The following is a 26,999-nucleotide window of genomic DNA, read 5'->3' as shown; positions in this document are numbered from 1 at the left end:
AATCTTAAGAAGGGATTAAAAGGGGCTTAAGAAACAGTTTATATCCACTATTAATTACTACATTTTACAAATGATTCTTAATTTATACCTATTTTTAATGAATACTCACTAAGCTTGCAATTGAGGGGATCGAATTGATTGACCAAAGCAAGTTTTAAGGTAGCTAGCGAGCGTTTTGGGATGGATGATTCTTTGCGAGTTATTCCCCCTTATATATAATTTAAAATTTATAAAATCAATGACACATGAACCAACAGCCTATAGTGAGAGTAAGAGTATTATCCTCCTTTATTTAAAGACAAAAACCGAACACAGAGTGTTCGGCTTTCCTTTAATCTTACTTTATTAATGATGCTTATTGAGCTTCGCGTTACCGGACACCTTGATCCGCGTAGTCGCTCTTTGCAGAGCCAACTCGGCACGACGATGATCAATTCGATCCTGATTTTTACCTGCGCTCAATCTCCGCTCTGCACGCTCACGCGCAGCTACCGCACGATCAACATCAATCTCTTCTGGAAGCTCGGCGCTTTCAGCAAGAACGATAACTTTGTCTTTCTGAACCTCAACAAAGCCGCCGTGCACTGCAATTGTGGTCGATTTTCCACCGGCTTTCGCCACAATTGGAGCAACCTGAAGCGGTGTTACTAACGGAATGTGATGCGGCAAAATACCAAGTTCGCCCTCGACACCCCGAACGGTCAGGCTATCCACCTGCTCGGAGAACACCACATGTTCCGGTGTAACAATTTCCAATAAAAAGGTGCTCACTAGTCATCCCTCCTGTTCGTGGGACAGTTCATTTCTGAAGCATCCGAATTAACGGTGCATATTACAATGTTTTTGCTTTTTCTACAGCTTCTTCAATCGTACCAACGAAGAGGAATGCCGCTTCCGGAAGCGAATCATGCTTACCTTCCAGGATTTCCTTAAAGCTGCGTACAGTTTCTGCAATCGGCACGTATTTACCCTTAATTCCGGTAAATTGCTCGGCCACGTGGAATGGCTGCGACAGGAAGCGTTCGATCTTCCGGGCGCGAGATACGATCAACTTGTCGTCCTCAGACAACTCATCCATACCAAGGATGGCAATAATATCTTGCAATTCCTTATAGCGAGCCAGGAGTTGTTTAACACCCTGCGCCACATTATAATGCTCCTCGCCCACAATTTCAGGTGTCAAAATCCGGGAGCTGGAAGCAAGCGGATCAACCGCAGGGAAAATACCCTTCTCGGAGATTTTACGCTCCAGGTTCGTCGTCGCATCCAAGTGAGCAAATGTCGTTGCAGGAGCCGGATCCGTATAGTCATCCGCAGGAACATAAATCGCTTGAATGGATGTAACAGAACCTTTTTTCGTCGAAGTAATCCGCTCTTGAAGCTGACCCATCTCTGTCGCAAGCGTTGGTTGATAACCAACTGCGGAAGGCATACGTCCAAGAAGGGCAGATACTTCGGAGCCCGCTTGAGTAAAGCGGAAAATGTTGTCGATAAAGAGAAGAACGTCGCGTCCCTCTTGATCACGGAAATATTCCGCCATCGTTAAACCAGTCAGGGCAACGCGAAGACGAGCACCTGGAGGTTCGTTCATTTGACCGAATACCATCGCCGTCTTATTAATAACGCCGGAATCCGTCATTTCATGATACAAGTCATTACCTTCACGAGTACGCTCACCTACGCCAGCGAATACAGAAATACCGCCGTGCTCCTGAGCGATATTATTGATAAGCTCTTGGATTGTAACAGTCTTACCAACACCGGCACCACCGAAAAGACCGATTTTTCCCCCTTTAGCATAAGGAGCAAGCAAGTCGATAACTTTAATCCCGGTCTCAAGAATTTCCGACTGCGTCGACAGCTCTTCAAATGAAGGAGGATCACGGTGAATCGGATACCTCTCTCCATCCGTTATCTGGCCTTTATTATCAATCGTTTCTCCAAGCACGTTAAATACGCGGCTCAGAGTTACTTCACCTACTGGAACAGAAATAGGAGCGCCTAAATCTACTGCTTCCATGCCACGTACAAGACCATCCGTCGAGGACATGGCAATACAGCGAACCAGGTTGTCGCCCAAGTGATTGGATGCCTCCAGAATTAGGTCACTGCCCTCTTCCTGCGCGCCCTGTCTCACAATTTTAACAGCGTTGAATATTTCCGGAAGTTGCCCGCGTCCGAACTCAACGTCAACAACCGGACCCATTACGCTAACAACGCGTCCTTTGTTCATTATTGTTGTTTCCCTCCTTAAAGTTTTGCGGAACTATGCTTCTTCGATTCGAGAACACAGCAAAACTGCTTCGTAAGCATAAGCCAAGTTTTGCGGAGCTATGTAACGTCAGTTCCAAGAACGCAGCAAAACTACTTCATCAGCATAAGCCTGACTCACAGAGAGCTATGCTCATATTTTTGGTAAAGTAGCGTCAATAACCCCTGAAGCATGTTGCGTTTAGTGGAACATGAGTCCTCTAATGAACAGAAGCTACAAAGCACTTCTTTTTCCTGCATATCCGCAAACTATCATCGAAACGAAATTGCTAGCTTTGAGCATTTGCCCCTGCCACAATTTCCGTAATTTCCTGGGTAATAGCCGCTTGACGTGCGCGATTATACGTCAGGGTCAGTTCACCGATCATTTTCGATGCATTTTTCGTAGCGCTGCCCATCGCCGTCATTTTTGCACCAAGCTCACTCGCTTTTCCTTCCAGAAGAGCGCCAAAAATGAGGGTCTCTGCATACTTAGGAAGCAGGACTTCGAGCACGGCTTCAGGAGAAGGCTCATACTCGTATTCCTCTGCTTGATCGCTCGCTTCGACACTGTCGAATGGGAGCAAACGATCTACTGTCGGCAGCTGGGTCATCGCATTAATAAATTTGTTGTAGCAAACAAATACCTCATCGAATTCCTCTTGTTCAAAGCCTTTAACAGCAGCATATGCCAAAGACTTAATATCAGCGAACTTTGGAGAATCAGATAATTCGACGACATCCTTCACTACGGGAAGCTCTCGGCGATTAAAATAATCTCGACCCTTACGTCCAACCACAAACAGGCCATATTCCGATTTAGATGCGTGCTTCTCGTTAATGACATCCATCACCTTACGAAGAATATTCGTATTATATCCACCAACAAGCCCGCCGTCTGCTGTGATGACAATATATGCAGTCCGCTTCACGGGACGAGTAACGAGCATGGGATGGGTGATGCCTTCGGATGCAGCAGCGATGCTGTTCACGACTTCCTTCAGCTTCTCAACGTATGGGCGAGAAGATTGTGCTTTTTCCTGTGCTTTTCTAAGCTTGGCCGAAGCAACCATTTCCATCGCCTTCGTGATCTGACGGGTGTTCTGAATACTTTTGATCTGGCGTTTTATTTCGCGTATCCCTTTTGCCATGATTTCACCACCTTAAAGTTTTGGCTAAGCCAAAACTGGCATCGTAAGCATAATCTCTTTGGCGAATGCCAAAGTTACTTCGAAAGCATTTACTTTAGTTCTGGCTGAGCCAAAACTGGCATTGTAAACAAACCTTATTACTGCATAACCTATTCTCAAACCTTGGCTCACAGCCAAAGCTAAACTGAAAGCATCCCTTAAGTACGGCTCAGTCCCAAAACACTACTTCCAGTATGTAGCTAAGCTTTGGCTCAGCCAAAATAAGTTTTCTTATACGTGACCATGAACCAATATGAAGCCCAAGGCTCAAGACGATTCATGATGCTTATTACTTCGTAACAGCAAAGCTACGTTTAAACTTCTCAATAACCTCTTTCAGCTTTGCCTCATTATCAGCCGTCAAATCTTTCGTATCACGGATCGATTGCAGCACTTCTTCATGCTGGCTATCCACGAAGGAGAGGAATTCAGCTTCAAAACGGCGCACATCGCCAAGTGGAATATCATCGAGATATCCTTTAACTGCTGTATACAAGCTAATAACCTGCTTCTCAACAGAAAGCGGTTGGTTTACACCCTGTTTTAGAATCTCCATCATCCGGGAACCGCGTGTCAGACGAGCTTGCGTTGACTTATCAAGGTCAGAACCAAATTGAGAGAATGCCTGGAGCTCGCGGTATTGAGCCAAATCAAGACGAAGTGTACCTGCTACCTTCTTCATCGCTTTGATTTGGGCAGATCCCCCTACACGGGATACCGAGATACCAACGTTAATCGCCGGTCGCTGACCAGAGTAGAACAAATCAGACTCTAGGAAGATCTGTCCATCCGTAATTGAAATAACGTTCGTTGGAATATAAGCCGATACGTCAGAAGCTTGAGTCTCAATAAATGGCAGTGCGGTAATAGATCCGCCTCCCATCTCATCGCTCAGCTTCGCTGCACGCTCCAACAGACGGGAGTGCAGATAGAAGACATCACCCGGGAATGCCTCACGGCCCGGCGGACGGCGAAGCAAGAGAGACAGCTCACGATAAGCAGCCGCTTGCTTAGACAAGTCATCATAAATAATAAGTACGTGCTCACCTTTGTACATAAAGTACTCAGCCATCGCTACACCCGCATATGGCGCAATGTACAGAAGCGGTGATGGCTCTGAAGCAGATGCCGTAACTACGATCGTGTAATCAAGAGCTCCATGACGACGAAGCGTCTCAACTACGTTAACTACCGTGGATTGCTTCTGACCAATAGCAACGTATACGCATTTCACACCATTACCCTTCTGGTTGATAATGGTATCAATAGCAATCGCTGTTTTACCTGTTTGGCGGTCACCGATAATCAGCTCGCGTTGACCACGTCCGATTGGAACCATAGAGTCGATCGCTTTAATCCCCGTTTGCATCGGCTCATGAACCGATTTCCGTTCGATAACACCTGGCGCATTATTCTCTACAGGACGGAACTCTGTAGTTTCGATAGGCCCCTTGCCATCAACCGGCTGCCCAAGCGGGTTGACAACACGGCCAAGCAAGGCATCCCCAACGGGAACCTGCATAATTTGCCCGGTGCGTTTAACTTGGTTACCTTCACGAATATCGCTATATGGCCCTAGAATAACAACCCCTACATTGCTTTCCTCTAGGTTCAGTGCAAGACCAAAAACGCCGTTTTCAAACTCGAGTAGTTCGTTTGCCATGGCGTTCTCAAGCCCGTGGACGCGTGCAATACCGTCACCAACTTGAATAACGGTGCCGACTTCGGCCACTTCAATTTCCGATTTATATTGTTCGATCTGACTTTTAATCAGCGTACTGATTTCCTCAGGTCTGATACTCAAGTTTTTCACCCCTATCTACAGTGCTTGTCTTCGAAAAGACTTTTCAAGCCGTTCAAGCTTCCCGGCCAAACTTCCATCGTACAGCGTATCGCCGATTCTGACTTTCATTCCGCCGAGCAGATCCTTATCAATCTCGTTCAGAACACGAATCTTCTTGTTCACCATCGCGCCGAACTCGTCCGCGATTGCCGACTTTTCCTCTTCATTTAGAGGATAAGTCGTATAGACGATGGCTGTAGCAAGTCCAATTGCATCGCCTGTTACTTTGATATAGCTGTTTAGCAATTCCGGTAAAATTCCGGTTCTTCCCCGCTCCACAAGCAGCTTCACCAATGAGACAACGGGCTTGGAGAGCTTGCCTTCAAGCGCAGCCTCAAGCGCCTCCCATTTAGCCGCTTCTGAGATCTTCGGAGTAGAAATGAATTTCTGGATATCCTTATCTTCATTAAAAGCATGTACGAGAGCTCTGATTTCCTGTTCAACTTCCAGTGTACGCCCTTCCTGCGCAGCAATTTCATACAGGGCTTTGGCGTATCTGCCCGCTACAACAGCTTCACGGCTCATGATTTGCTACCTACCTCTTTAAGATATTGGTTAACAAGCTTTTCTTGTTCGTCTGGATTGTTCTCAATCTCACGCTCGATCAGCTTGGAAGCAATGTTGACGGAGAATGAACCAATCTCACCGCGTAGAGATGCGACGGCCTTGCTTCGCTCGTTCTCGATATCGCGGATAGCTTCGTTCTTCATGCGTGTAGCATCCTGCTTCGCTTGCTCCAGCAAATCCCGAGCTTGCTTGCTGCTGCTTCGCTTGCTCAATAATTTCATAAGCCTCCTGCCGCGCCTGGCTAAGAGCTTCTTTCTGCTCTTCGACATACACGTTGGCTTGCTCTCTGGTTTGTTTTGCTTCTTCTAATTGTCCAACTACCAAATTGCGGCGCTTCTCCATCACTTCAAACAGCTTGCCAAAAGCAAACTTGTTAAGCAGCCAATAAAGAATCCCAAACGCGATCATGGTAATGACAATGTTCTCCCAAAGGATCGGCATTGAAGTCACTCCTTTCCGTTAATAATAGTTTCTGACATTATTTCTGTGTTCTTAAAACGAAGGCGCGGATGGCATAGGCCCTCCCCGCCAATTAGAAACTATTATTAAGAGAACATGATCAAGAAAGCGATAACTGTTGCTGCGAGTGGAACAACCTCTACGATACCAACGCCGATAAACATCGTTGTTTGCAACTTGTTTGCTGCCTCTGGTTGACGAGCGATAGATTCAACCGTACTCTTAACAATCATCCCGTTACCGATAGCTGCGCCAAGCGCCCCAACACCTACTGCAATAGCTGCTGCCAAATAAGTCAATCCCATTATAAAATCCTCCTTAAATTTAATTACATTATTTTAGTAATATCTATCTCAGCAGGATAAAGCCAATGCGGCTTCTCCATTGAGTTTACTAATGCCCTTCTTCAGGAACTGCATACTGTGATATATACACCATAGTGAGCATGGTGAATATGTAAGCCTGAAGCCCTCCGACAAAAACACTGAATCCTTGCCATATTCCCATAAATGGTATACCTATATAGCTCATCTTGAGAATAACCGAAATCAAAACCTCACCCGCGAAAATATTCGCATATAGACGGATAGCCAGCGCAATCGGCTTAGAAAAGTTCTCGATGATATTCAGTGGCAAAAATATCGGAAACGGCTTGACGTAGTGCTTAAAATATTGTTCCCTGTTATTTTTGACTCCCAAATAGTTCATGATTACAAATACAACTGCTGCCAATCCAGCCGTCACAGCAATATCTGCAGTTGGAGACTTCCACCATAGAATATGAGCATGCTCTCCTCCGGAAAGATTCGCTGTTGCTTGAATAACCTTTCCAAAGACCGTTTCAGGTTGATGAGCCTCTGTGATGACCCCCAGCGGCAAACCAAGAAGGTTAGATACAAATATGAATAGGATCAATGTCAACCCTAAGGAAACAAAAGGCTTCCCTTTCTCTGAGCTCATGGAGCTTCCAACAATTCCTTGGACAAATTCAACGACCCATTCCATAAAGTTCTGCATCTTGGATGGATTCTCGACCGACAAATTCGCTACAGCTAATCGACATATGACGAATACGATAAGCATAGTTACCAAGAGCATCATAACGGCGGATAAATCCAGGTGAAACCCTCCAAGCATAATGATCGGTGCGTCATGCATTTATATGTATTCACCCCTTTCCCCGTTTAAATGGTTCAAGCTTTATTACGAATTCCGATGAAGATACTCACTGGAATTGTTAATAACTGTGGTACAAATATCCCGATAATAACGGTTATTAACGAGACCTGCTCAAACTTGACCGCAACCATTACGGCTATAAAAACTAGACAAATTCTAGTGATAAAACCAAAACTAAATTTCCGCTGCTCCTCACTGACTACGAGCTGTATAAATTGTCGTACTTTAAAAGATAAAAAGCGGACATAAATCAAACCAATAGCCAGCCCCAAAACAAATCCGGCGAGAATCGGCCTGTACTCCGGGAGAACAGCCCATCCGAATAACAACGCGAACAGGAGCAAAAACGTAATCCGAAATACGGCTTTGACAATGGAACCTAAATCATCCATTCTGTGCCCCCAAAAACTTTTTGATTAGTACAAATATGTTGACGATTCCCAGCACGAGGCCGGTAATAGCCCCAATAGCAACCCAGTAATTCGGGCCGTCAAAACGCTCCGTCAGCCATCTTGCACTCAAAAAGCCGACAACAATATACATAGCCAGCAAAAAACCCGCACCGCTAATGTAAGCGGCAGCAACCCAGAGATTGCCATCATTACCAGGTATTCTTATATCGAACAACCCCAACTTATTTTACTGAATGTGTCTACTTTTTGTCAACGAAAGCGTTCAAACCGTACAGTATAACTGTATGCTATCTCGTTCAGAAACACAATTATTGATCAATGGAATTTGTGAACTTTCTGTGAAAATCCTCTGGGCGACGATCATTAATGCCGAAATGGTGATATATAGCATTGACAATTCTCTCGGATGCCTTTCCGTCTCCATAAGGATTTGCCGCATGACTCATCGATTCATACAGCGAAGTGTCCGTCAACAACGCCTTAATCCGTTCATAAACCATCTCCTCTTCCGTGCCAACCAACTCAAGCGTTCCAGCTTCAATACCCTCTGGACGCTCAGTCGTATCCCGCAACACGAGAACCGGAACACCAAAAGATGGGGCCTCCTCCTGCATCCCACCAGAATCGGTAACGATTAAATGGGTATGCGGATAGATGTTATGGAAGTCAACCACATCCAAAGGCTCAATCAGTTGAATACGAGGATGTCCCCCCAATGTAGCATGCGCTGGTTCTCTAACCGGAGGACTTGGATGAACCGGATATACGATAGCCACATCCTCGAACTCATCAGCAATGCGCTTTACAGCACGGAAAATATTCATGTGCGGCTCTCCTTGGGACTCCCGACGATGAGCCGTCATGAGAATAAGCCGCTTACCCGCGGCAAAGTCCAGCACTGAATTACTGTAATCAGGCTGTACAGTATATTGAAACACATCAGTAATCGTATTGCCTGTGATATATATACTTGACTCAGGCTTATTCTCCTTACGCAGATTGTTAGCAGACCACTCTGTAGGCGCAAAATGCAGATCGGCTAGAACACCGGTCAATTGGCGATTCATCTCCTCCGGATATGGGGACCATTTATTCCAGGTCCGCAGCCCTGCCTCAACATGCCCAATCTTAATGCCTTGCAGAAATGCCGCATAACTGGCTAAAAATGTCGTTAGCGTATCTCCATGAACAAGCACGATATCGGGCTTCGCCTCACGCAGAACACTCTCCAGCCCACCTAGAACCCGAATTGTAATCTCATTCAGGGTCTGATTCGGCTTCATGACATCCAGGTCATAGTCCGGAACGATCTTGAACACATCAAGAACCTGATCAAGCATTTGGCGGTGTTGAGCCGTCACGCAAACTACCGATTCGATATGCTCCTTGTGTTTTTGCAGCTCAAGAATGAGCGGAGCCATCTTAATCGCTTCAGGCCTAACACCAAAAATCGTCATTACTTTAATTTTCGACATGACAAGATATTTCCTTTCCTTAATTAATATCGTCCATTTGCGATATATTATTTAGTTCCATACAACCGATCACCGGCATCACCTAGGCCAGGAACGATGTAGCCGTGCTCATCCAGGCGTTCGTCCAAAGCAGCAACATAAATGTCAACGTCCGGATGGGCTTCATGTACGGCTTGTACCCCTTCAGGCGCCGCGATCAAATTCATCATCTTAATTTGCGTACAGCCACGCTTCTTAAGCACATCAATAGCCGCAATTGCCGAACCACCGGTGGCCAGCATCGGGTCTATCACGATAAGCTCACGCTCCTGCACATCGGTAGGCAGCTTTACGTAATATTCCACGGGCTGGAGCGTCTGCGGATCGCGGAACAATCCAACATGGCCAACCTTAGCCGCAGGAAGTAATTTAAGCACGCCATCCAGCATACCTAGGCCCGCGCGCAAAATCGGAATCAAGCCTAGCATCCGGCCAGAGATGACCTTCGCCTCAGCCTCGCAGACCGGAGTCTGCACTTTGATGGATTCTAACGGAACTTCTCTCGTGATTTCATAAGCCATCAACGTGGCCACTTCATCCACCAGTTCACGGAAATCCTTCGTGTTCGTTTGCATGTCTCGAATAAAAGTCAGTTTGTGTTGAATCAAAGGGTGATCACATACCACCAATTTTCCCATTATTTGTCCCTCCGGTTAATAGCTGAGTCTTCACTTAAGGTGAATATCCTTTACATCAAATGATGCACAAATCCTGTTTATTATATCACTGTCTTTTTCCGATTGCCACGAACTGTATCAACCTGACCGTAACTGCCATTCCCCGAGCCCTTGAAGTACCACTTGTGAATATTTAGCTATAAGAGATTTATTTCACAAGTAATTATATAGAGAAAAGGAGCATCCCTAGCCTCCCGGCTTAGGACACCCCTTCCATTCAATTATGGATTAAACCTTATATTGATACTATTCGTAACTCAGCTCCGGGTAAAGCGGAAATTGATCCGTCAAGGCTCTAACCTGTTTGCGAGCTTGTTCCAGAACAGACTCGTCCTTGGAATTCTTAAGAACCAGGGCAATGATTTGCCCGATCGATTTCATCGCAGCTTCATCCATACCCCGAGAAGTAGCTGCAGGAGTACCGATGCGAATACCGCTTGTAACAAACGGGCTGGTTGGATCGAATGGAATCGCGTTCTTGTTCACTGTAATGCCAATAGAATCTAACACGTGTTCAGCATCTTTACCAGTAATGTTCAAATTGCGCGTATCAATCAACATCAGATGATTGTCTGTACCGCCGGATACAAGATTGAGTCCTTCGGCAACAAGCGTTTCAGCCAATACCTTGGCATTCTTCACAACATTCTCCGCATAGGTCTTGAACGAAGGCTGCAGCGCTTCACCCAAGGCAACTGCTTTCGAAGCAATAACATGCATGAGCGGCCCGCCCTGTGAACCCGGGAATACCGCCTTATCGATCGCTGCAGCCCAAGGCTTCCGGCACAAGATCATGCCGCCGCGCGGCCCGCGAAGCGTCTTATGAGTCGTCGTCGTCACGAAATGCGCATGAGGAACTGGATTTGGATGCAGGCCAGCAGCGACCAGACCCGCAATATGAGCCATATCTACCATAAAGAGTGCGCCAACATCATTAGCAATGGAAGCCAGCTTTTCAAAATCGATAATCCGCGGATAAGCACTAGCTCCAGCTACAATGAGACGAGGGCGATGCTTGAAAGCAGCTTTACGCACTTCATCGTAATCGATGAGGAATGTATCTTCCTGCACGCCATAAGCAACGAAGTTATAAAGCAATCCTGAAGCATTTACCGGGCTTCCGTGCGTCAAATGTCCGCCATGAGCAAGGTTCATGCCGAGCACGGTGTCTCCAGGATTCAGCGCGGCCAAATATACCGCCATGTTGGCTTGAGCTCCGGAGTGAGGCTGAACGTTAACATGCTCCGCACCAAACAATTCCTTCGCACGATCACGAGCAATATCCTCTACGATATCGACATGCTCACAGCCGCCGTAATAACGTTTTCCTGGATATCCCTCGGCATACTTATTCGTCAGCACGGAGCCCATGGCCTCGATCACCGCTTCACTTACAATGTTCTCGGAAGCAATTAACTCGATATTGTTCTGTTGGCGCTTCAGCTCCAGATTCATAGCTTCCAATACTGCAGGGTCCTGTTTTTTCAAATGATCCATTGTCCAAAATCCTCCCTATATCTGAAATTATAAAATGTAAATACTTCCCATACTAATCGCAAAGATGCGAGTCTTGTGCCTCAGGCAGCTTATAGACCGCCCGTTCTCCTCCAATCAGCTTTGGCCGCGTCCACGCCGCAGTTACCCTGGCTTGCCCGACAAACTTACGCGCTGGACGATAGGGAACAGCTACATGTCGCAAATGCATCCCGATCAATGTCTCGCCGATATCAACGCCCGCGTGCGCCTGAACGCTTTCCGCCAAGCATGGCTGCTTCATTCGCCGATATGCCGCGGATGCCATCGAGCCCCCGGCCTTCGGCATGGGAACCGCCGCAACTTCGGTTAAAGCAAACTGTTCCAGCACGGCACGCTCTACAACGAGCGCCCGATTCAAGTGCTCACAGCACTGGAATGCCAAAGCAAAACCGAACCTGCTCTGTACTTCAGCTAGCCCAGTATACAACTCGGCAGCAATATGCTCTGCCCCGGCCGTACCAATCTGCTGACCCGCAATTTCACTCGTGCTTGCACCAATCACAACCAGATGCCCCGAGCCTAAAGAAGCTGCAGTTGCCAATTCTTCCAGAATCTCAGCTACCTCTGCGCCAAGCGATTGATCTTGTTGTCCTCTATCCATCATCGTAACCACCCTTCAAAGACATGCCTGCCTTCATTATACCTAATATAACCCAGCGATAGTGACGACAAACTTCTTTCATCGCAGGTAAAATCAATGGCACGATTGGAGTTAAAACGAGGCTACGCAAGCAATGAATTCCTGAAATGACGAAAAAAGAGCATGACGCAGCTGCTGCGTCGTGCTCTTTGCCCAGGCGACCGGCCGTATATTCCGATGCTCCATTGTGGTTTGATCCACTATCGTCGCCAGTTACATCGGATTCATTTCCATTCCACTTAAGAATAAAACATGCGCGTTACAATTGCAACCCGCATTTTACTAAGATTTAGCGAAAACGTTCTCTCTCCAGCTTTACGATGAGCTTCTCCAATGCGGCCCGAATCTCTCGTGCTGCTGCATCATAGTCCTCGCGGGTGCCGCCGAACGGATCTGAGATATCATACTGCGGCATCCGCTGTAGCAGCTCACGAATTCGCCGCTCTTTAGTCTCTTCGATGGCTTGTCCCAATGCGCGGCTCAGTTCGAGATCCGCAATCAATTGGTTAAGCTCGGCCTGCTCAGCAAGAACGACCTCATCTTCCTCCACATATTCCTTTAGAGTAAATATTTTATCCGCCTTCTCCGGAAAATTCGCAACAGCCTGGCGTTTATGCCCTTGAGTTAACGTAAGGATAAGATCGGCCCATTCTATCAGCTCCGCGTGGAGCGGAGTAGACGTGATTTGATCCTTGATCCCCAAATCCTTTAGCACGTCCTCGGCATGTCGGGAAATCGGCAGTCCTTCCACGGTCGCAACACCCGCCGAAGAAACCTCCGCGTGAAATTCCCGTTCCCGCGCCAGCTTGCGGAATATCGCTTCCGCCATGGGGCTGCGGCAAGTATTTCCGGTGCACACAAACAATATTCGCATGCCTTTCACCTCCAGCCTTATATCCGCATGTACATGTCAGTCATTGTATCAGAAGATGAATATTAGTCCAAACGCGAGCAGTATAGCACCGCCTGCCGCCTCCCCATATTCACCAAGACGCTCACCCACGCCCCGGCCGAACAGCAATCCGAGGATAGACATCATCCCGCCAACCAAACCAAAGGCGATGACCGTCAGCAGCAAGCTGCTACGGGACATTCCCAGGGATACGCCAACAGAGAATGAATCTACGCTTACACTTAAGGAGAATAACAGTATTCCTAGAAAAGAACGATAGTCCACAGCCTGTTCATCCTTGCCGAATAGAGAGTTCCAGATCATGTGCCCCCCAAGAAGCACGAGCAGGCTGCCAGATACGTATTTTGCGAGGCCGCCAAGTATTTCTCCTGCATATTGCCCGGCTACAACGCCTACCAACGGCATTAAAAGGTGGAAGAAGGCAACCAAAACACCGATCCGAAGCATTTCCCCCCACCTAACACCTCGCATGCCAATACCGATGCCCAGGGAAAAGGCGTCCATTCCTAAAGCGATGGCCATCAAAATAATCGTTAACAGCTCGCCCAATCGGTCGTATACTGCCGCCATAACGCCACACTCCCATGTACGAGGTTGTTTTGTACAACCATATGCGAACATGAGATAATTCATGACAGGCAGCTAACACCGTTGTTGATCAATTTCTCCCCCATAATCGGTCCAATCCTTCACCGAATAAATCTAGCTGCGAAGGCGGTAGCTCTGCGGGTTCCATACCAAGGAGCTGCATCATTTCCCGGGCATTCGAAGCCGCATCGCCACCGGAGTTATTGTTAAAGATCATACAGATCTCACGCGCACCCTTCGACTGCAGATCTTTGAGCTTATCTCGCCATTCCATTAATTCCTCGCGGTTATAGCGGTACAAATAACGGATTTCCCTCCAGTTTGGAGCACCGCCCTGAGTCCAGCCCGCTGCGTTCCTTCCGTGCAGCCGCACGATGGTCAAACGATCATCCGTCGGTTCAAGCACCGTCGGCACTGACCCCTGCCCCACCTGAGGCTCATCGCAAACGATGTGAATCCAGCCTTCCTCCCGCATAAATTCGAGCGTCCGCTCCCGCATTCCCGGGGCGAACCAGCTCTGATGCCGGAACTCTAATGCCAACGGAAGCCGTCCCATCCATTTTCGCACGGCTCTAAGCTGCCGAACATGATCGGGATTGCAATCAAACCAAGGCGGGAATTGGAACATAACCGCTCGCAGCCTTCCCGACTCAATGACCGGAGCGATCGAATCCAAATAAGCCTGAAACATGACTCCCGGCCCTTCAAAGGGAGTTTTTCCCCGTGCATGTCCGGTCATGCCCTGGTAGGCTTTGAGTATAAAAGTAAATGAAGGCGGCGTCATGTCCAGCCAGCGGGAATACGTATCTCTGCCGAGCACCGCGTAAAACGAGCTATCCACTTCGACGACCGGAAAATGCCGCGCGTATAACCCAAGCTTCTGCTTGGACGACGTTCCGGGCGGATATAAATCGTCATGATCTCCCCAACCGGTAAGTCCGATGGATATCATCCTGCCTCACCGCCTTTCTCGAATAGCCTCGTGCTACAAATATTGCATTCGCTGCCTATACTTCAATTACGTCATGGCCCGCCGCTTTAAGCAGGCGGTTCATGACGGCGGCCCCGAGTCCGTCCTCAGGACAGGCCTCGGCCAGCATGTAAGTGACGCCGCACTCATCGAAGCGGCGGAGCGCCCCATAAAGACGGTGCGCCGCCGTCTCTAGCTCGTGGACGCTGCCGAGCGAGAGCACGCAATCGGCGCGGAAGTCAGGGAGATGCTCGTCAAAGGCGAGCACTCCCGTCACCTCCCCGCGCCGCGCGGCCGCCTCGAGCTCGGCGGCGATTCGGGCCGCCACCGCTTCCGGGGCGGCCCCGCGCACAATGCGCAGCGTTCCGCGCGGCGCATAATGCGCGTACTTCATTCCCGGCGACTTCGGTGCCGGGATGTCCTGAGCCCCGCCTGCCTCCTGCAGGGCGGGGTCCAGGTACACGCCGCCCGGCGCAATGCGGGCGAGCTGCTCGGCCGTGATCCCGCCAGGGCGGAGCACGGTGACCGTGCCGTCAGGGCCGGCTTCTACCACCGTCGACTCCACGCCCACCCCCGTGGGCCCACCGTCGACGATGCCGTCGATCGCGCCGGCCAAATCTTCGCCCACGTGCTGCGCCAGCGTAGGGCTCGGCCGCCCCGACCGGTTGGCGCTCGGCGCCGCCACCGGACACCCCGCTGCGGCAATCAGCCGCAGCGCCACATCGTGAGCCGGCATACGCACGGCCACGGTGGGCAGTCCCGCCGTTACCCGCGGCGAGACGGCACCGGGAGCCGCTGGCAGCACCAGCGTCAGCGGCCCCGGCCAATAAGCCTCCATCAGCGCGCGAGCCGTCTCGTTCACCTCTGCGACAAGACCATCCAATTGCTTGATGTCCGCAATATGCACGATCAGCGGATTATCGGAAGGCCGACCTTTGGCGGCAAAAATAGCCTCCACCGCTATCGTGCTCCGAGCATCCGCACCGAGGCCATACACCGTCTCGGTCGGGAAAGCAACCGTCCCCCCGGAAGCCAGCATGGCAGCCGCCTCTTCGATGGCCCCCGCCCCCTCACTCCCTCGGGACCTCACATCCCACCAGCGAGTTTTACTTGTACCCGCACATTCCTTCATCACTTTCTTCCCCTGATTATAATCATTCATTGGCATCCACACTTACTTTCATCTATAGTCATATATCTTCACCATTCCAGAACTCGCCTGGCCCACCTTCTGACATCTCCATCTTACACGCCCTTACACGCCTCTCCTATTATAACCCAAGCCTCACAACGCAAAAAGCTTGTCCCGCCACCATAACCTCACGATTTCGGTTATTTGACAGCAAGACAAGCCCCCGATTTTCTTTCCAAAATTATTTAAAGAAACTGACAATCCAATTCCACAGACCGGTCAGCATATCCCATAAAAAGAAGCGAACCTCGGCCTCCTCCTGCTGCGCCTGCACCTTCACCTCTGCATCCCCATCCTTTGCCAGCGCTTCACCGCTGCCCGCATCGACGAAGCATAACGGCGGAAACAGCACACACCACCAATTCTTGCCCTCACCTTTCCCCAGAGTTACGCGCAGCGCCTCATACTCTCCAGCCGGGTATACCGCGCCGCCGTACATTTTTGTCGGAAAAGATACCATTCCGAGCTCCACTTGGTATGTGTAGGTTTTGCCGCTTTTTTCGAGCGTCTGCTTCACCGTGTCTTCCACCAAAGCCAAGTTGTTTTCGATGATTTGCCGGGCTTCCGTCAAGCTAAGCGGATGCTCCAGCTGCTGGACCCAACCGTTCATCTGCTCAACGATGGCGTCGCGAACCCGCCGTTTGATCACTTGATCACCCGGCCGATCCGAATTGGCCAAAATTCGCAGCCGAATCGATTCCTCCGGAATAGAACCGCCTATAGCAGCGGCATCGCTTTTCTGCCCTTCCCAAGACATCAACAAGATCATGAAACTGCAAAATATAAGTGCAATACTGCGGAATTGCTGCCCCATCACCGCTTCCCCCTCTACCAAACTACTGATATCTATCAGTATGTCCGTTTAAGAGAAACGTAAACCTATCAATTTCGTCCCTTTCTTCCATGCTTTCATAGAAAAAACCCACTTAAGAACCGTAAATTAAAGGTGGCCTATGCCCGATTAAACCCACTCAAGCAATTCCGGATTCTGCTCGGCACCAGGCTCTAATCACAGCAACCTTACAGGTTCGTACCACACGCAGCTCCCAGCGCGGGGTGCATTGCTGCATGACGGCGGGGCAAACGGTCGAACCACATGAACCCAGGCAACCCATCTAGCAAAAGCAGGAGATACAACCTTCGGGGAGAGACTACCTTCGTCTGACAGGCAGCGACTTTCGTTCCAGCTATTCGATTTAACCATGTCGCCAATCAACTGCGGCCTTACGCTCAATTACCTTCTAGCGGTCTATTGCGACCTCACCGAAGCGTAACGCGAGGTGGTTAAAGGCTGTTCCTCCTCCGCCTCTTTGCCGTAAATGAGAATGCTCATCGCCACCCCAATACTCGCCATATTTATGATCAGGGACGTTCCTCCATAACTGATAAAAGGCAAGGTGATCCCTGTTAATGGCATCAAACCTATAAACATCCCGATATTCTCGAAAATCTGATACAGCAGCATCGCTACGATTCCAACGATAATTAGCGGCCCAGACCGATCGCGGCAATCCAGCGAAATCAAGATCAGCCGATGAATCAGCACAAAATACAACAGCAGCAAAATCGAACAGCCGATAAAGCCGAACTCCTCGGCGATGACGACGAAAATAGAATCCGAATATGTCAAAGGCACCAGTTCAGCCTGTACATTGCCGCCCTGCATGAACCCTTCCCCCGTCATTCCTCCGGTGGCGATGGCCAGCTTAGCGTTTCTCGTATGATAGATCGCCTTATCCGTTGCCATTTCGGGCATCAGCCAAGGATCGATGCGTTCAACCCAATGCACTCGCCCGATACTTTCGAAAAAACTATATACCTGCTCATAGTATATCTTGTACGCACTAATTCCCCCGATGAACCCGCCGGCAAAAATAGCCAAAGCAATCAAGGCATGCGTATATTTTATGTTCCCGATCCAAAGCATCCCCGCCAGAATCACAAGATAACTCAGCGCATTCCCCAAATCATTCTGCGCCATCACCGCAGCAAACGGAATAAAGGTAAGTAGGCAGATCGGGACAACGTCCCGCCAAAACAACAGCCCAGTTTTTCGCTTGCGGACAAGCAGGAAACCGAGAAAGATGACTAAAATTAATTTAAAGAACTCTGCGGGTTGAAAACTGATCCCCCCCGGCAAGGTCATCCATCCTGTCGCATTATGATACGTATTTCCGATGAACACGACCACGACAAGCAGACTTAAACCGAACAAATAAATATATATCGCATGTTTAATCAACAGACGGAAATCCAGCAAGGATACGAGAAAAAATACGACAAAACCTAAAATGTAATATTTCAGCATTTGAAGGTGATAACCGCTATACTTCGTATTGGCCGTTGCACTGTAAAGAACTACAATGCTGATTCCCATGAGGATTAGCAAAATGAACACGATCACAAAGTCAATTTTCTTAAGTTTATTAAGCATTTGCCGTCCTCCACTTCAAATGATGCATCTCAATATTGCCCCATCATCATTGTAAGTAAAAGTCAGGGCAAAGTCTATCCGACAACAGGCTGTGCGCACGCTTTCACAATACATTTTCGCGCACACACCCTGTAACGCTTGCTGCAGCACGTTCTTTATATTTCAGCCTGCAAAGGAATGAGCAATTAGCTTTATAAACATTTTAGATAAAAAATACCCGGACGGTTCATCAGGCTTCATTCCTGCTGTCTCGTCCGAGGCCACTGAGGACACTAATTCGACATCGCCTATATCGCGAACATCATGACATTAACTTCGATGATCAGCTACACCCAGCACATGCCGATCAATCCCGGCTAAATCAGCGACGGTCACGATCTCCCGCCAGTGCCCGGCGGCACGCAGCAGCTCAGCTACATCAGCGGCCTGCCCCATACCGAGCTCAAAGCCGATCAGGCGGGGCGGCTGCGGAAGCAGCGCCAGCTGCGCCATCATCTCGCGGTATGGCGCAAGGCCGTCCGGGCCTCCGTCAAGCGCGGTGCGCGGCTCATAGTCGCGCACCTCCGGCTGGAGGCCCGCGATGACATCCGCCGGAATATACGGCGGATTGGACACCACGATGTCCAGCGGCTCGCCGGCAAAAGGTTCAAGCAGGTTGCCCTGCTTGAACGCCACGTCCAGGCCGAGCCGCCGGACATTGCCCTGCGCCACCGCCAGCGCATCCGGCGAGATATCGCTCGCCGCCACGCGCCAGCCTGGGCGCAGGTGCTTCAGAGCAGCGGCAATCGAGCCGCTGCCTGTGCCAATGTCGGCGGCGTACAGCGCGCCGACGGCGAGGCGATCGGCATGCTGCACGATCGCCTCCACGAGCAGCTCCGTCTCCGGGCGGGGAATCAGGACGGCCGGCGTGACCTGAAAGGTCAAGCCGTAGAACTCCTGCTCCCCGATGATGTACTGCGCTGGCTCGCCCGCCGCTTTGCGGCGGATCACTTCCTCCCACGCCCCCTGCTTCTCGCGTGGGAAAGGATCGCGTAACGCCGCCAAATAAGCCGCGCCGTCAAGCCCAAGTACATGCCGAATCAGCAGCTCGGCATTGGAATCCGGCTCCTGCACGCCCGCCGCCGCTAAAAAAGAAGAAGCCTCTCTGCGGGCTTCCGAAATATTATGCTTGGCAGATAGGGTATAGCTTACGCCATCTCTGTTCAAAGCGTTATTCTCCTTTTTCCATCAATTCGGCCTGCTCGGCTATCGTCAGCGCGGACACGAGTTCTTCGATATCCCCGTTCATCACTTGCTCGAGCTTATGGATCGTCAGACCGATCCGATGATCTGTCACCCGGCTCTGCGGGAAGTTATACGTACGAATCCGCTCACTGCGGTCACCCGTACCTACCTTGCTCTTCCGTTCACCGGCGTACTTCGCCTCTTCCTCTTGACGCATCATATCGGAAATTCGGGCCCGCAGCACCTGTAGTGCCTTCTCCTTATTGGAGTTCTGCGATTTACCGTCTTGGCACGTTGCCACAATGCCCGTCGGGACATGCGTCACGCGCACTGCGGATTTCGTCGTATTAACGGACTGTCCACCAGCACCGCTGGAGCAAAACGTATCGACGCGGATATCTTTATCTAGAATCTCGACATCCACTTCCTCCGCTTCCGGCATGACCGCAACCGTCGAGGTAGAGGTATGGATCCGTCCGCCCGACTCCGTCGCCGGAATACGCTGTACGCGATGCGCACCGCTCTCGTATTTCATTTTACTGTAGGCACCGCGGCCATTAATCATGAAAATTATTTCCTTGAAGCCGCCGAGATCGCTCTCGTTGACATCCATAACATCCACTTTCCAGCCTTGGTTATCCGCAAAACGCGTGTACATACGATACAGGTCAGCAGCAAATAAAGCCGCCTCATCTCCGCCCGCAGCCCCGCGGATTTCCACAATAACGTTCTTGTCATCGTTAGGATCCTTAGGCAATAGCAAGATGCGGATCGTCTCTTCCAGCTCCTGCTGGCGCGCGGACAGCTCCTCGATTTCCATCTTGACCATTTCGCGCATTTCATCGTCCAGCTTCTCGGCTTGCATAGCTTTCGCCGCTTCTAGCTCTTCGATGACTTTCTTATATTCGGTATAAGCCTCATAAGCGGGCTGTAAGTCCGATTGTTCCTTGGAATAATCCCTTAATTTCTTCGTGTCACTCGCCACATCCGGATCGCAGAGCAATTCGCTCAATTTCTCATAGCGATCAGCCAGGGATTGAAGTCGATCTAACAAGGGAAGCCACCTCTCTTTACATGGAAGTTTCCTGAAAATAGCCGTCCCTCAACGTTCAGCACATCAAGAGCAAACGACTGTTTATTATACCATAACTCCCCGCGCTTGAACAGCCTCGACAAGAGTGGCTTCCTCCGACCGTTTTTTCACACATCCTATATCTGTCCTATCCTATGGGTTGAAGCTATTGAATTAAATGTGGAGCAAATACGTAAAATGTCCCACCATCACGACTTTCCCGGTTTTTGAATTATAAAGGTTCATAAGAGGTAATATTCTGGTTACAAAGGCGACAAAGCCGATCCAAGCTCCTCTCCTAGAATGCTCTACACTTGGCGGCATACACACTAGGCGGTTATACACTTGGCGGTTATACACTAAGATGCGCAGCATACTGAGCCGTCTTATACTAAATGGATTTCATGTATCTAGTTACGCTCTAAACCAATGTTCAAGAGGACTAGATGGATTTGTTGCACCTAAAATCGAGAATCCAGGCCATAATTGATGATTTTCCTTCTTCTAATAACATGAAATCAGACTGTTGAAGTAATTGATTTTCTATGCAAGAAAACATACTTTCCACGGAAATCCAGAATCGAAAGGATTAAAATATAAGGTGAGTTCCCGTTTGTACGAGAAAAAAGCTTGGCTAGGTGCCTTGCTATTTTCTTAATGTTCTGCACTATGGCAGTCATCAGTGCTTGTTCCTGCACTTTTTCCCGGCCACGCAAACGGGAAATGCGAAGCCCATGGAGCACTTTGGCATCCGCGAAGCTTCGCTCAACTGTTTTACAACGGAGCTTATACAAGATCTGTCCTGAAGAGCTACGGTAATTCGCTTCTACTCGCTCTTTAAACCCTTCCCAAACATGCCGCTGAATTTTACGTTTACGATTTTTGCTTGATGTACAGCTATCCAATAATGGGCATTGGCCACATAAGTCAGGGTTGGACATATATTCTTTGTATCCATTGCGATTGGTTGTGTGGTAAGTCAGCTTAGATCCATTGGGACATATATAAGCGTCTTGTTGCGGGTCATAGGAAAACTCTTCTTTGGGTATAGTCCCCTCTGCTGTAGGGGCATTACGAGTAGCGATGACACTGAAAATACCCATCTCGCTTGTTTTTTTGCATATGTAGGGCGTCATATATCCTGAATCCAAAGCAACAGCTTCTAACGTATTGTGAAAGTCAAATGTATCGATCTGTCTTTGAAGTCTTTCTATATAAACGGTTGAGTCATTCACATTTCCAGGGGTAACATGGACATCCGTAATGAGATTGAATTTGTGATCGACTGTACGATGATCCAAATAATAAAACCCTTCGGGTTTGCCTTTACGCTTCATAAAGCCACTTTCTGGATCGGTGTTACTCACTCGCAGTTTTTTTTCAATCGTTTCGTTTTTCACGGGCGGCAGCGGCTTTTTTTCATGACGCTCTCGTTCTTGATTAACAGCTGTCTCCAATTCTTTTAAATATTCAAGGGGCGTTTCCGTCACAACTTGCATCGATGAACGATTTTTATTCGCGTTAGCTTGGATGTGCGTTGAATCAGTAATGAGAACACGTCCCCCTACCATGTTATGACGGATGGCCAAACGGACTACTTCGTCAAAAATGTCTTGAAAAATGGTAGATCCTTTGAATCGCACATTACGGTTGTAACTAATCGTCGAGTGATCCGGCACAGGATCCGTTAAGCCTAGACCGAGGAACCAGCGGTAGGCTACGTCCGTTTTAATTTCTTGCTCTAATTGCCTTTCGGAGTGAATGCCATATAAATAACCAATCAGCATCATTTTGAAAAGGCGAATCGGGTGAATTGGAGGCCTCCCTAATGTGCCGTGATAGTAGGGGCGAGTCATCTCCGTAATAAATGAAAAATCTACGTTTTCATCAATGATTCGTAGTAAATGATCTTTTGGTACAAGCATATCTATACTAACCAATTCAATTTGATTTCTATCTTGTTGAATGTTAGGCAACTCGCGCACCACACTTTCAATATATTACCTATATTATACCAAATTAACGCGGTAATGTGATCTAGATAGGGGCTTTTTCAACAGTCTGATGAAATACATTTAAATTACTAATCCTACCTTACCCGCAGAAACTAACTACTATAAATCCATTTGTATAAGTTGAATTATTGTTGAGCTATTAAAATGAGGGTCGATGGGGGTGGAGCAAGTACATGAAATTCCACTAACATCTTACAAAATCAAGGCAGCAGCCCGACCATACGCAATCCATGAACGATACCATGCTGATCTACATCGGTGGTCACATGCCTGGCGATTTCCTTTACGCTATCCGGCGCATTGCCCATGGCAACACCATGGCCGACATACTGCAGCATCTCCAAATCGTTGAGATTGTCGCCGAATGCATAGACCTCCTCCGGCTCGAAGCCCATGCTGCGGATGAGCTGGGCAATCCCATTTGCCTTCGATCCCCCGCCCGGCAATACATCCAGGGAATAAGGATGCCAGCGCACAAAGCGAAGTCCCGCAAACTGATCGCGATACGGCTGCTCCTCCACCTCTTCGCAAAACAGCATGGTTTGATAGATGGAACGCCCTCTGAAATAATCGGGGTCGCATTCGGGAGGCGGATATTCCAACGACGAAATGCACTGTTCTACGTAGGGATGATGGATCATGCTACTGCGCATCGATTCTTCATTTAAATGAACCAGTGGATGACCACGATCCGCAGCGAATCGGGACAATTCGTCCAGCTCTTCATCCTGGAAAGGCTTCGCATAGATGAGCTTCCCCTTCATTACGACATACTGGCCGTTGAAGCCGACATAAGAGTCAATACCCAATTCGTCGGCTACCTGTTGCAGCATAAACGGGGAACGTCCTGTCGCCAGAGCCACCTCATGACCGAGCCGCTGCAAGGTTTGAATGGCTGCCTTGGCCGAGCCGGGCAAACGCTTGTGATGATCCAGCAGCGTTCCGTCAATGTCAAAGAATATCATTTTTGCATAGCTGACCGCAGCTTTTCTAGATCCTAACACGTCGCTTCCAGCAGCCCTCATTCCTACAAGATTGCTTGCCATTCCTTAATCACCACCTTGATGTACCTTGTGGATCTACCATCTCTAATGCTCCATCAGCAGCACCGGAGGCTTTATCTATCGCTTTATCCACGGCTCCGCCTGAAGCTATCTCTAACGCTCCACCTACAGTTTCCCCCGAAGCTATCCCTAACGCTCCACCTATAACTCCACCGGAAGCTATCCCTAAAGTTCCACCTGCAGTTTCCCCGGAAACTATCCCTAACGCTCCACCTACAGTTCGACCGGAAGCCTTATCGGAAGCTCTCTCTGAAGATGTCTTTAACGCGCTACCTCCAACTTGACCAGAAGCTCCAGTAGAGACAGCTTCTAATACGCTCCCCGCGCCCCCACCCACAGTTCCACCAAAAGCTTCAACAGAAGCTTCACCCGAAGCTGCACTCAAAGCCGTGCCTGCAACAGTTGCAGGCAACGGGCCGGGATTCACGGCACCTGCAACGGTTGGGGGCAACGGGCCGGAATTCACGGCGGGAATATGCAGCGATACCTGATCATGAAGCTTGAACGGTGCAGGAGAAATCACTTCCCACTGCTGGCCGGCTGCACGAACATCGTAATTGAACTCTCTTCCTTGGAATTGAACATTGACGATTTCTCCGTACAGCCCCCCGGCTTGAGCGGGCTTGAGTCGGAATTGATCCGGCCGCACCGGATAGAGGCCTTGCGATTTGAAGCAATCCGCCACGCCTTCGCCGGGCCAATAAGTCGAAGGGTCAGCGCCAAGCGGCGTAAAGCGGTTATCACTCCAGCTCCCCTGGATTAAATTGGCCTTGGATACAAAGCGGGCCACGAACTCAGTCTCCGGGCGCAAATAAATCTCCTGCGGCGTACCGACCTGCTCGATCTGCCCGTCCTTCATCACAACGATCCGGTCCGCCATGGATAAGGCTTCTCCCTGATCATGCGTGACATAAACGATGGCGGAGCCAGTCTCCCGGTGCACGGACTGTATTTCCCGCCGCATGTCCATGCGCAGCATTGCATCTAAACTGCTTAGCGGTTCGTCCATCAGCAGCAGCGATGGCTCGGGAGCAATCGCCCTAGCAATGGCGACTCTCTGCTTCTGGCCGCCGGACAGCTCATGCGGCATCCGCTTCGCCAGCGCGGAAAGTCCCACAAGCCGGAGCACTTCGTTAATCCGTTCATCCTCCCGCTCGCGGATCGCCTTGGGCGTCTCTTTATGTGTGCGAATCGGAAACCGGACATGCTCATATATATTCATATGCGGCCACAAAGCGAAATTTTGGAACACCATGCCAATTCGCCTCTTCTCCGGAGGGACGCTCGATTTAGAGCTGGCCACGACGCTGCCGTCGATGGCGATTTCCCCGGAGGTCGGCTGTTCAAAGCCCGCCAGCATGCGCAGCAAGGTGGTTTTTCCGCAGCCGGAGGGGCCAAGAATTGCCACGAACTCGCCGTCCGCAATAGTTAGATCGACGGATTTTAAAGCCCGAAAGCTCCCAAACGTCTTGCTCACCTGTTTCAATTGAATGGTCATGACCGAACCCCTTTTCGTAAAGTAAATTTCTGAAGAAGTCCTAGCAATCCGGCACCTGTAAAGATCAGGAATACGATCAAGCTAGATAGAGCTGTGGAATAAAGCGTATTTCCCGCCTGTTCAAAGCCGAATATAGTCACTCCGATCGTCTGCGAGCCGGAGGAGTAGAGCAGAGCGGATACCGTTAATTCGGTCAGCGCGGTCAAAAAGACGAGCAGCGCTCCGCTAAGCAGCCCCGGCAGCAGCATAGGCAGCAGAATTCTCCTCCAACGCCGCCAGACTCCGGCCCCCGAGATGCGAGCCGCCTCCTCCATGGAAGCATCCACCTGGGTAAATGCCGTCACTCCCGCCCGAATTTGCAAAACAAGAAACCGACAGACATAAGCGATAAATAAAATCGTCGTCGTTCCGTATATGCCCGGATTCCAGCCGGGCATCGGCTCCATCCAGACAAGGATCATCGACAGGGCAAAGACGATGCCCGGCAGCGTATAAGGAACCGATATAGCCAGCTCGGCGAGCCGATTCAATTTCGAGGGTCTGCGCACCCGGAAATAAGCAAACAGAGTGCCGATGATCAAACAGGCGAGCAGCGTTGCGAATGAAAGCGCCAGACTGTTCTGTATCGATTTCCAGGTAGACGGATTGTCGAACAGAATATATCGGTAGTTGTCGAGTGTCAGATTGCTAAACCCCTTCCCTCCATAAGACCTTTTAAGGGAAAGAGATATCATGGCAAACAGCGGAATAATCGTAATAAAAATCAGGCTGCCCCACAGCAGCGGGTTAAGCCAATATCGATGCTTGCCGAGCGCATATCGCGGCTCTTCATCAGCTCGCAGCGCTTCAGCCTGCTTGCTTTTGCGGACCGACAGCCACTGGAGAGTGGTTCCGACCACGGCGATCAAGCCGAGAATGACGGACAATGAGGCACCCCGCCCGAAGGCGGAAGGACCGAAGCCGATAATTTCCTCATAAATGAGCGTGCTGAGAACGCTGATGTTGACCGGCGTCCCAAGGAAGGCCGGGATGCCGAAATTATCCAGGGAAGCGAGAAAGACGAGCAGCCCGCCTGCCGTTACGCCAGGCAATGCCAGGGGCATTGTAATCCGGGCGAAGGTCTTCCATTTTCCCGCCCCACCCGTGCTCGCGGCCCATTCCAGATCGCGGGGGATTTTTCTCAACACGTTGACCGTAAATAAATAGACCAGCGGAAAATGATGAATCCCCATGACAAAAATAATACCGCCCACGCTGTACATGCTCCACGGCTTAGCCCCGGGCTGGAACCACCGCAGCACAGCAGCCATCCAGCCCTGCGGGCTCATAAAGGATGACCAGGATAGAGTAAGGACGTAGGACGGCAGCACAAAGCACAGCAGTATGAGCAAGTGCAGCAGTTTTTTATGCGATAAATCAGTATAAGCCATCAACCAGGCCGCCGTAACACCCATAACGACGGACAGCAGCGTAGATCCGATGACGATAACAAACGTATATTTCATCGTTCGCCAAAAGCGCTCCTGCTGCAGCAGCTCCGTATAATAATGAAGGGAGAAGCCTTGTTCACCCTGCACACTAAGCAGAGTCAGCTTGATGATCGGCAGTACAAAAAAGAACAATGTCGCAATGATCCCTAGAGCTATACCTATTTTATGACCTGCCGAGGATGTGCCGGGAAGGGATAAGGGAAAGCCCCCGTTCCCCTTCCTAGCCCTCAGCTCCACGCCGGGAGTATTCATGTCCGTCATAAGCTGTCAC

General features: G+C 49.6%; 24 protein-coding genes, 2 pseudogenes and 1 riboswitch. All 26 genes and pseudogenes read right to left on the bottom strand.

The annotated features are described in order from the left end of the window. Positions 1 to 345: 345 nt before the first annotated feature. Positions 346 to 771 (bottom strand): F0F1 ATP synthase subunit epsilon, encoded by a 426-nt coding sequence (locus tag EIM92_RS06375; RefSeq protein WP_125081967.1) that lies wholly within the window; start codon positions 769 to 771, stop codon positions 346 to 348. A 61-nt stretch (positions 772 to 832) separates the two neighbouring features. Further along, a complete protein-coding gene (gene atpD / locus EIM92_RS06370; protein WP_125081966.1) occupies positions 833 to 2,233 on the bottom strand; it encodes a F0F1 ATP synthase subunit beta in 1,401 nt (466 codons plus the stop codon). Between the two features lie 307 nt (positions 2,234 to 2,540). After that, entirely contained in the window at positions 2,541 to 3,401 is an 861-nt protein-coding gene (atpG, locus tag EIM92_RS06365) for an ATP synthase F1 subunit gamma (RefSeq protein ID WP_125081965.1), read from the bottom strand. Positions 3,402 to 3,729: 328 nt separating this feature from the next. After that, on the bottom strand, positions 3,730 to 5,244 hold the full coding sequence (atpA, locus tag EIM92_RS06360; RefSeq protein ID WP_125081964.1) for a F0F1 ATP synthase subunit alpha: 1,515 nt from the start codon (positions 5,242 to 5,244) through the stop codon (positions 3,730 to 3,732). A gap of 15 nt (positions 5,245 to 5,259) precedes the next feature. Next, positions 5,260 to 5,808, bottom strand: a complete 549-nt coding sequence (locus EIM92_RS06355; RefSeq protein WP_125081963.1) for a F0F1 ATP synthase subunit delta — start codon at positions 5,806 to 5,808, stop codon at positions 5,260 to 5,262. After that, positions 5,805 to 6,291, bottom strand: a pseudogene (gene atpF / locus EIM92_RS06350) (F0F1 ATP synthase subunit B). Before atpF ends, EIM92_RS06355 begins: the two are co-directional and overlap by 4 nt. A gap of 104 nt (positions 6,292 to 6,395) precedes the next feature. After that, the gene (gene atpE / locus EIM92_RS06345) at positions 6,396 to 6,608 is read right to left on the bottom strand and encodes a F0F1 ATP synthase subunit C (RefSeq protein WP_407668699.1); all 213 of its coding nucleotides are present in this window, start codon (positions 6,606 to 6,608) and stop codon (positions 6,396 to 6,398) included. Positions 6,609 to 6,702: 94 nt separating this feature from the next. Continuing rightward, complete coding sequence (gene atpB / locus EIM92_RS06340) at positions 6,703 to 7,467, bottom strand: F0F1 ATP synthase subunit A (protein ID WP_125081962.1); 765 nt, start codon at positions 7,465 to 7,467, stop codon at positions 6,703 to 6,705. A 35-nt stretch (positions 7,468 to 7,502) separates the two neighbouring features. Continuing rightward, entirely contained in the window at positions 7,503 to 7,880 is a 378-nt protein-coding gene (locus tag EIM92_RS06335) for an ATP synthase subunit I (protein ID WP_125081961.1), read from the bottom strand. Beyond that, positions 7,873 to 8,115, bottom strand: coding sequence for an AtpZ/AtpI family protein (locus EIM92_RS06330; RefSeq protein ID WP_246021223.1), 243 nt, complete (start codon positions 8,113 to 8,115; stop codon positions 7,873 to 7,875). The genes EIM92_RS06335 and EIM92_RS06330 overlap by 8 nt, the downstream gene beginning before the upstream one ends. A 94-nt stretch (positions 8,116 to 8,209) precedes the next feature. Next, positions 8,210 to 9,376, bottom strand: a complete 1,167-nt coding sequence (wecB, locus tag EIM92_RS06325; protein ID WP_125081960.1) for a non-hydrolyzing UDP-N-acetylglucosamine 2-epimerase — start codon at positions 9,374 to 9,376, stop codon at positions 8,210 to 8,212. A 47-nt stretch (positions 9,377 to 9,423) separates the two neighbouring features. Beyond that, positions 9,424 to 10,053, bottom strand: a complete 630-nt coding sequence (gene upp / locus EIM92_RS06320) for a uracil phosphoribosyltransferase (protein WP_125081959.1) — start codon at positions 10,051 to 10,053, stop codon at positions 9,424 to 9,426. 285 nt (positions 10,054 to 10,338) lie between these two features. Then, positions 10,339 to 11,589 (bottom strand): serine hydroxymethyltransferase, encoded by a 1,251-nt coding sequence (locus EIM92_RS06315; protein ID WP_125081958.1) that lies wholly within the window; start codon positions 11,587 to 11,589, stop codon positions 10,339 to 10,341. A gap of 52 nt (positions 11,590 to 11,641) precedes the next feature. Continuing rightward, positions 11,642 to 12,229: a TIGR01440 family protein gene (locus EIM92_RS06310; RefSeq protein ID WP_125085034.1), complete on the bottom strand. Its 588-nt coding sequence runs from the start codon at positions 12,227 to 12,229 to the stop codon at positions 11,642 to 11,644. Positions 12,230 to 12,412: 183 nt separating this feature from the next. Further along, a riboswitch (ZMP/ZTP riboswitch) is annotated at positions 12,413 to 12,495 on the bottom strand. 62 nt (positions 12,496 to 12,557) lie between these two features. Then, positions 12,558 to 13,142 (bottom strand): low molecular weight protein arginine phosphatase, encoded by a 585-nt coding sequence (locus EIM92_RS06305; protein ID WP_125081957.1) that lies wholly within the window; start codon positions 13,140 to 13,142, stop codon positions 12,558 to 12,560. Positions 13,143 to 13,190: 48 nt separating this feature from the next. Then, positions 13,191 to 13,751: a manganese efflux pump MntP gene (locus tag EIM92_RS06300; protein WP_125081956.1), complete on the bottom strand. Its 561-nt coding sequence runs from the start codon at positions 13,749 to 13,751 to the stop codon at positions 13,191 to 13,193. Between the two features lie 88 nt (positions 13,752 to 13,839). Further along, positions 13,840 to 14,721 (bottom strand): DUF72 domain-containing protein, encoded by an 882-nt coding sequence (locus tag EIM92_RS06295; RefSeq protein WP_125081955.1) that lies wholly within the window; start codon positions 14,719 to 14,721, stop codon positions 13,840 to 13,842. A gap of 55 nt (positions 14,722 to 14,776) precedes the next feature. Beyond that, positions 14,777 to 15,901 carry an L-threonylcarbamoyladenylate synthase gene (locus EIM92_RS06290; RefSeq protein ID WP_125085033.1) on the bottom strand — a complete coding sequence of 375 codons (1,125 nt, stop codon included), beginning with the start codon at positions 15,899 to 15,901 and terminating at the stop codon, positions 14,777 to 14,779. A 211-nt stretch (positions 15,902 to 16,112) separates the two neighbouring features. Then, entirely contained in the window at positions 16,113 to 16,745 is a 633-nt protein-coding gene (gene spoIIR, locus EIM92_RS06285; protein ID WP_125081954.1) for a stage II sporulation protein R, read from the bottom strand. A 435-nt stretch (positions 16,746 to 17,180) separates the two neighbouring features. Further along, positions 17,181 to 18,365, bottom strand: coding sequence for an FtsW/RodA/SpoVE family cell cycle protein (locus EIM92_RS06280; RefSeq protein ID WP_125081953.1), 1,185 nt, complete (start codon positions 18,363 to 18,365; stop codon positions 17,181 to 17,183). A 309-nt stretch (positions 18,366 to 18,674) separates the two neighbouring features. Beyond that, on the bottom strand, positions 18,675 to 19,571 hold the full coding sequence (prmC, locus tag EIM92_RS06275) for a peptide chain release factor N(5)-glutamine methyltransferase (protein WP_125081952.1): 897 nt from the start codon (positions 19,569 to 19,571) through the stop codon (positions 18,675 to 18,677). 4 nt (positions 19,572 to 19,575) lie between these two features. After that, positions 19,576 to 20,643, bottom strand: coding sequence for a peptide chain release factor 1 (prfA, locus tag EIM92_RS06270; RefSeq protein ID WP_125081951.1), 1,068 nt, complete (start codon positions 20,641 to 20,643; stop codon positions 19,576 to 19,578). 647 nt (positions 20,644 to 21,290) lie between these two features. Then, positions 21,291 to 22,646 (bottom strand): annotated as a pseudogene (locus EIM92_RS06265) (IS1182 family transposase); the annotation flags it as partial. A gap of 230 nt (positions 22,647 to 22,876) precedes the next feature. Next, a complete protein-coding gene (locus EIM92_RS06260) occupies positions 22,877 to 23,641 on the bottom strand; it encodes a Cof-type HAD-IIB family hydrolase (RefSeq protein ID WP_125085032.1) in 765 nt (254 codons plus the stop codon). 88 nt (positions 23,642 to 23,729) lie between these two features. Further along, the gene (locus tag EIM92_RS06255) at positions 23,730 to 25,238 is read right to left on the bottom strand and encodes an ABC transporter ATP-binding protein (RefSeq protein WP_246021222.1); all 1,509 of its coding nucleotides are present in this window, start codon (positions 25,236 to 25,238) and stop codon (positions 23,730 to 23,732) included. Continuing rightward, on the bottom strand, positions 25,235 to 26,989 hold the full coding sequence (locus tag EIM92_RS06250) for an ABC transporter permease (protein ID WP_125081950.1): 1,755 nt from the start codon (positions 26,987 to 26,989) through the stop codon (positions 25,235 to 25,237). The genes EIM92_RS06255 and EIM92_RS06250 overlap by 4 nt, the downstream gene beginning before the upstream one ends. Positions 26,990 to 26,999 lie beyond the last annotated feature (10 nt).

This window comes from Paenibacillus lentus (genome assembly GCF_003931855.1).
GTDB lineage: Bacteria > Bacillota > Bacilli > Paenibacillales > Paenibacillaceae > Fontibacillus > Fontibacillus lentus.
This window is presented reverse-complemented; position numbering and strand designations above follow the sequence as displayed.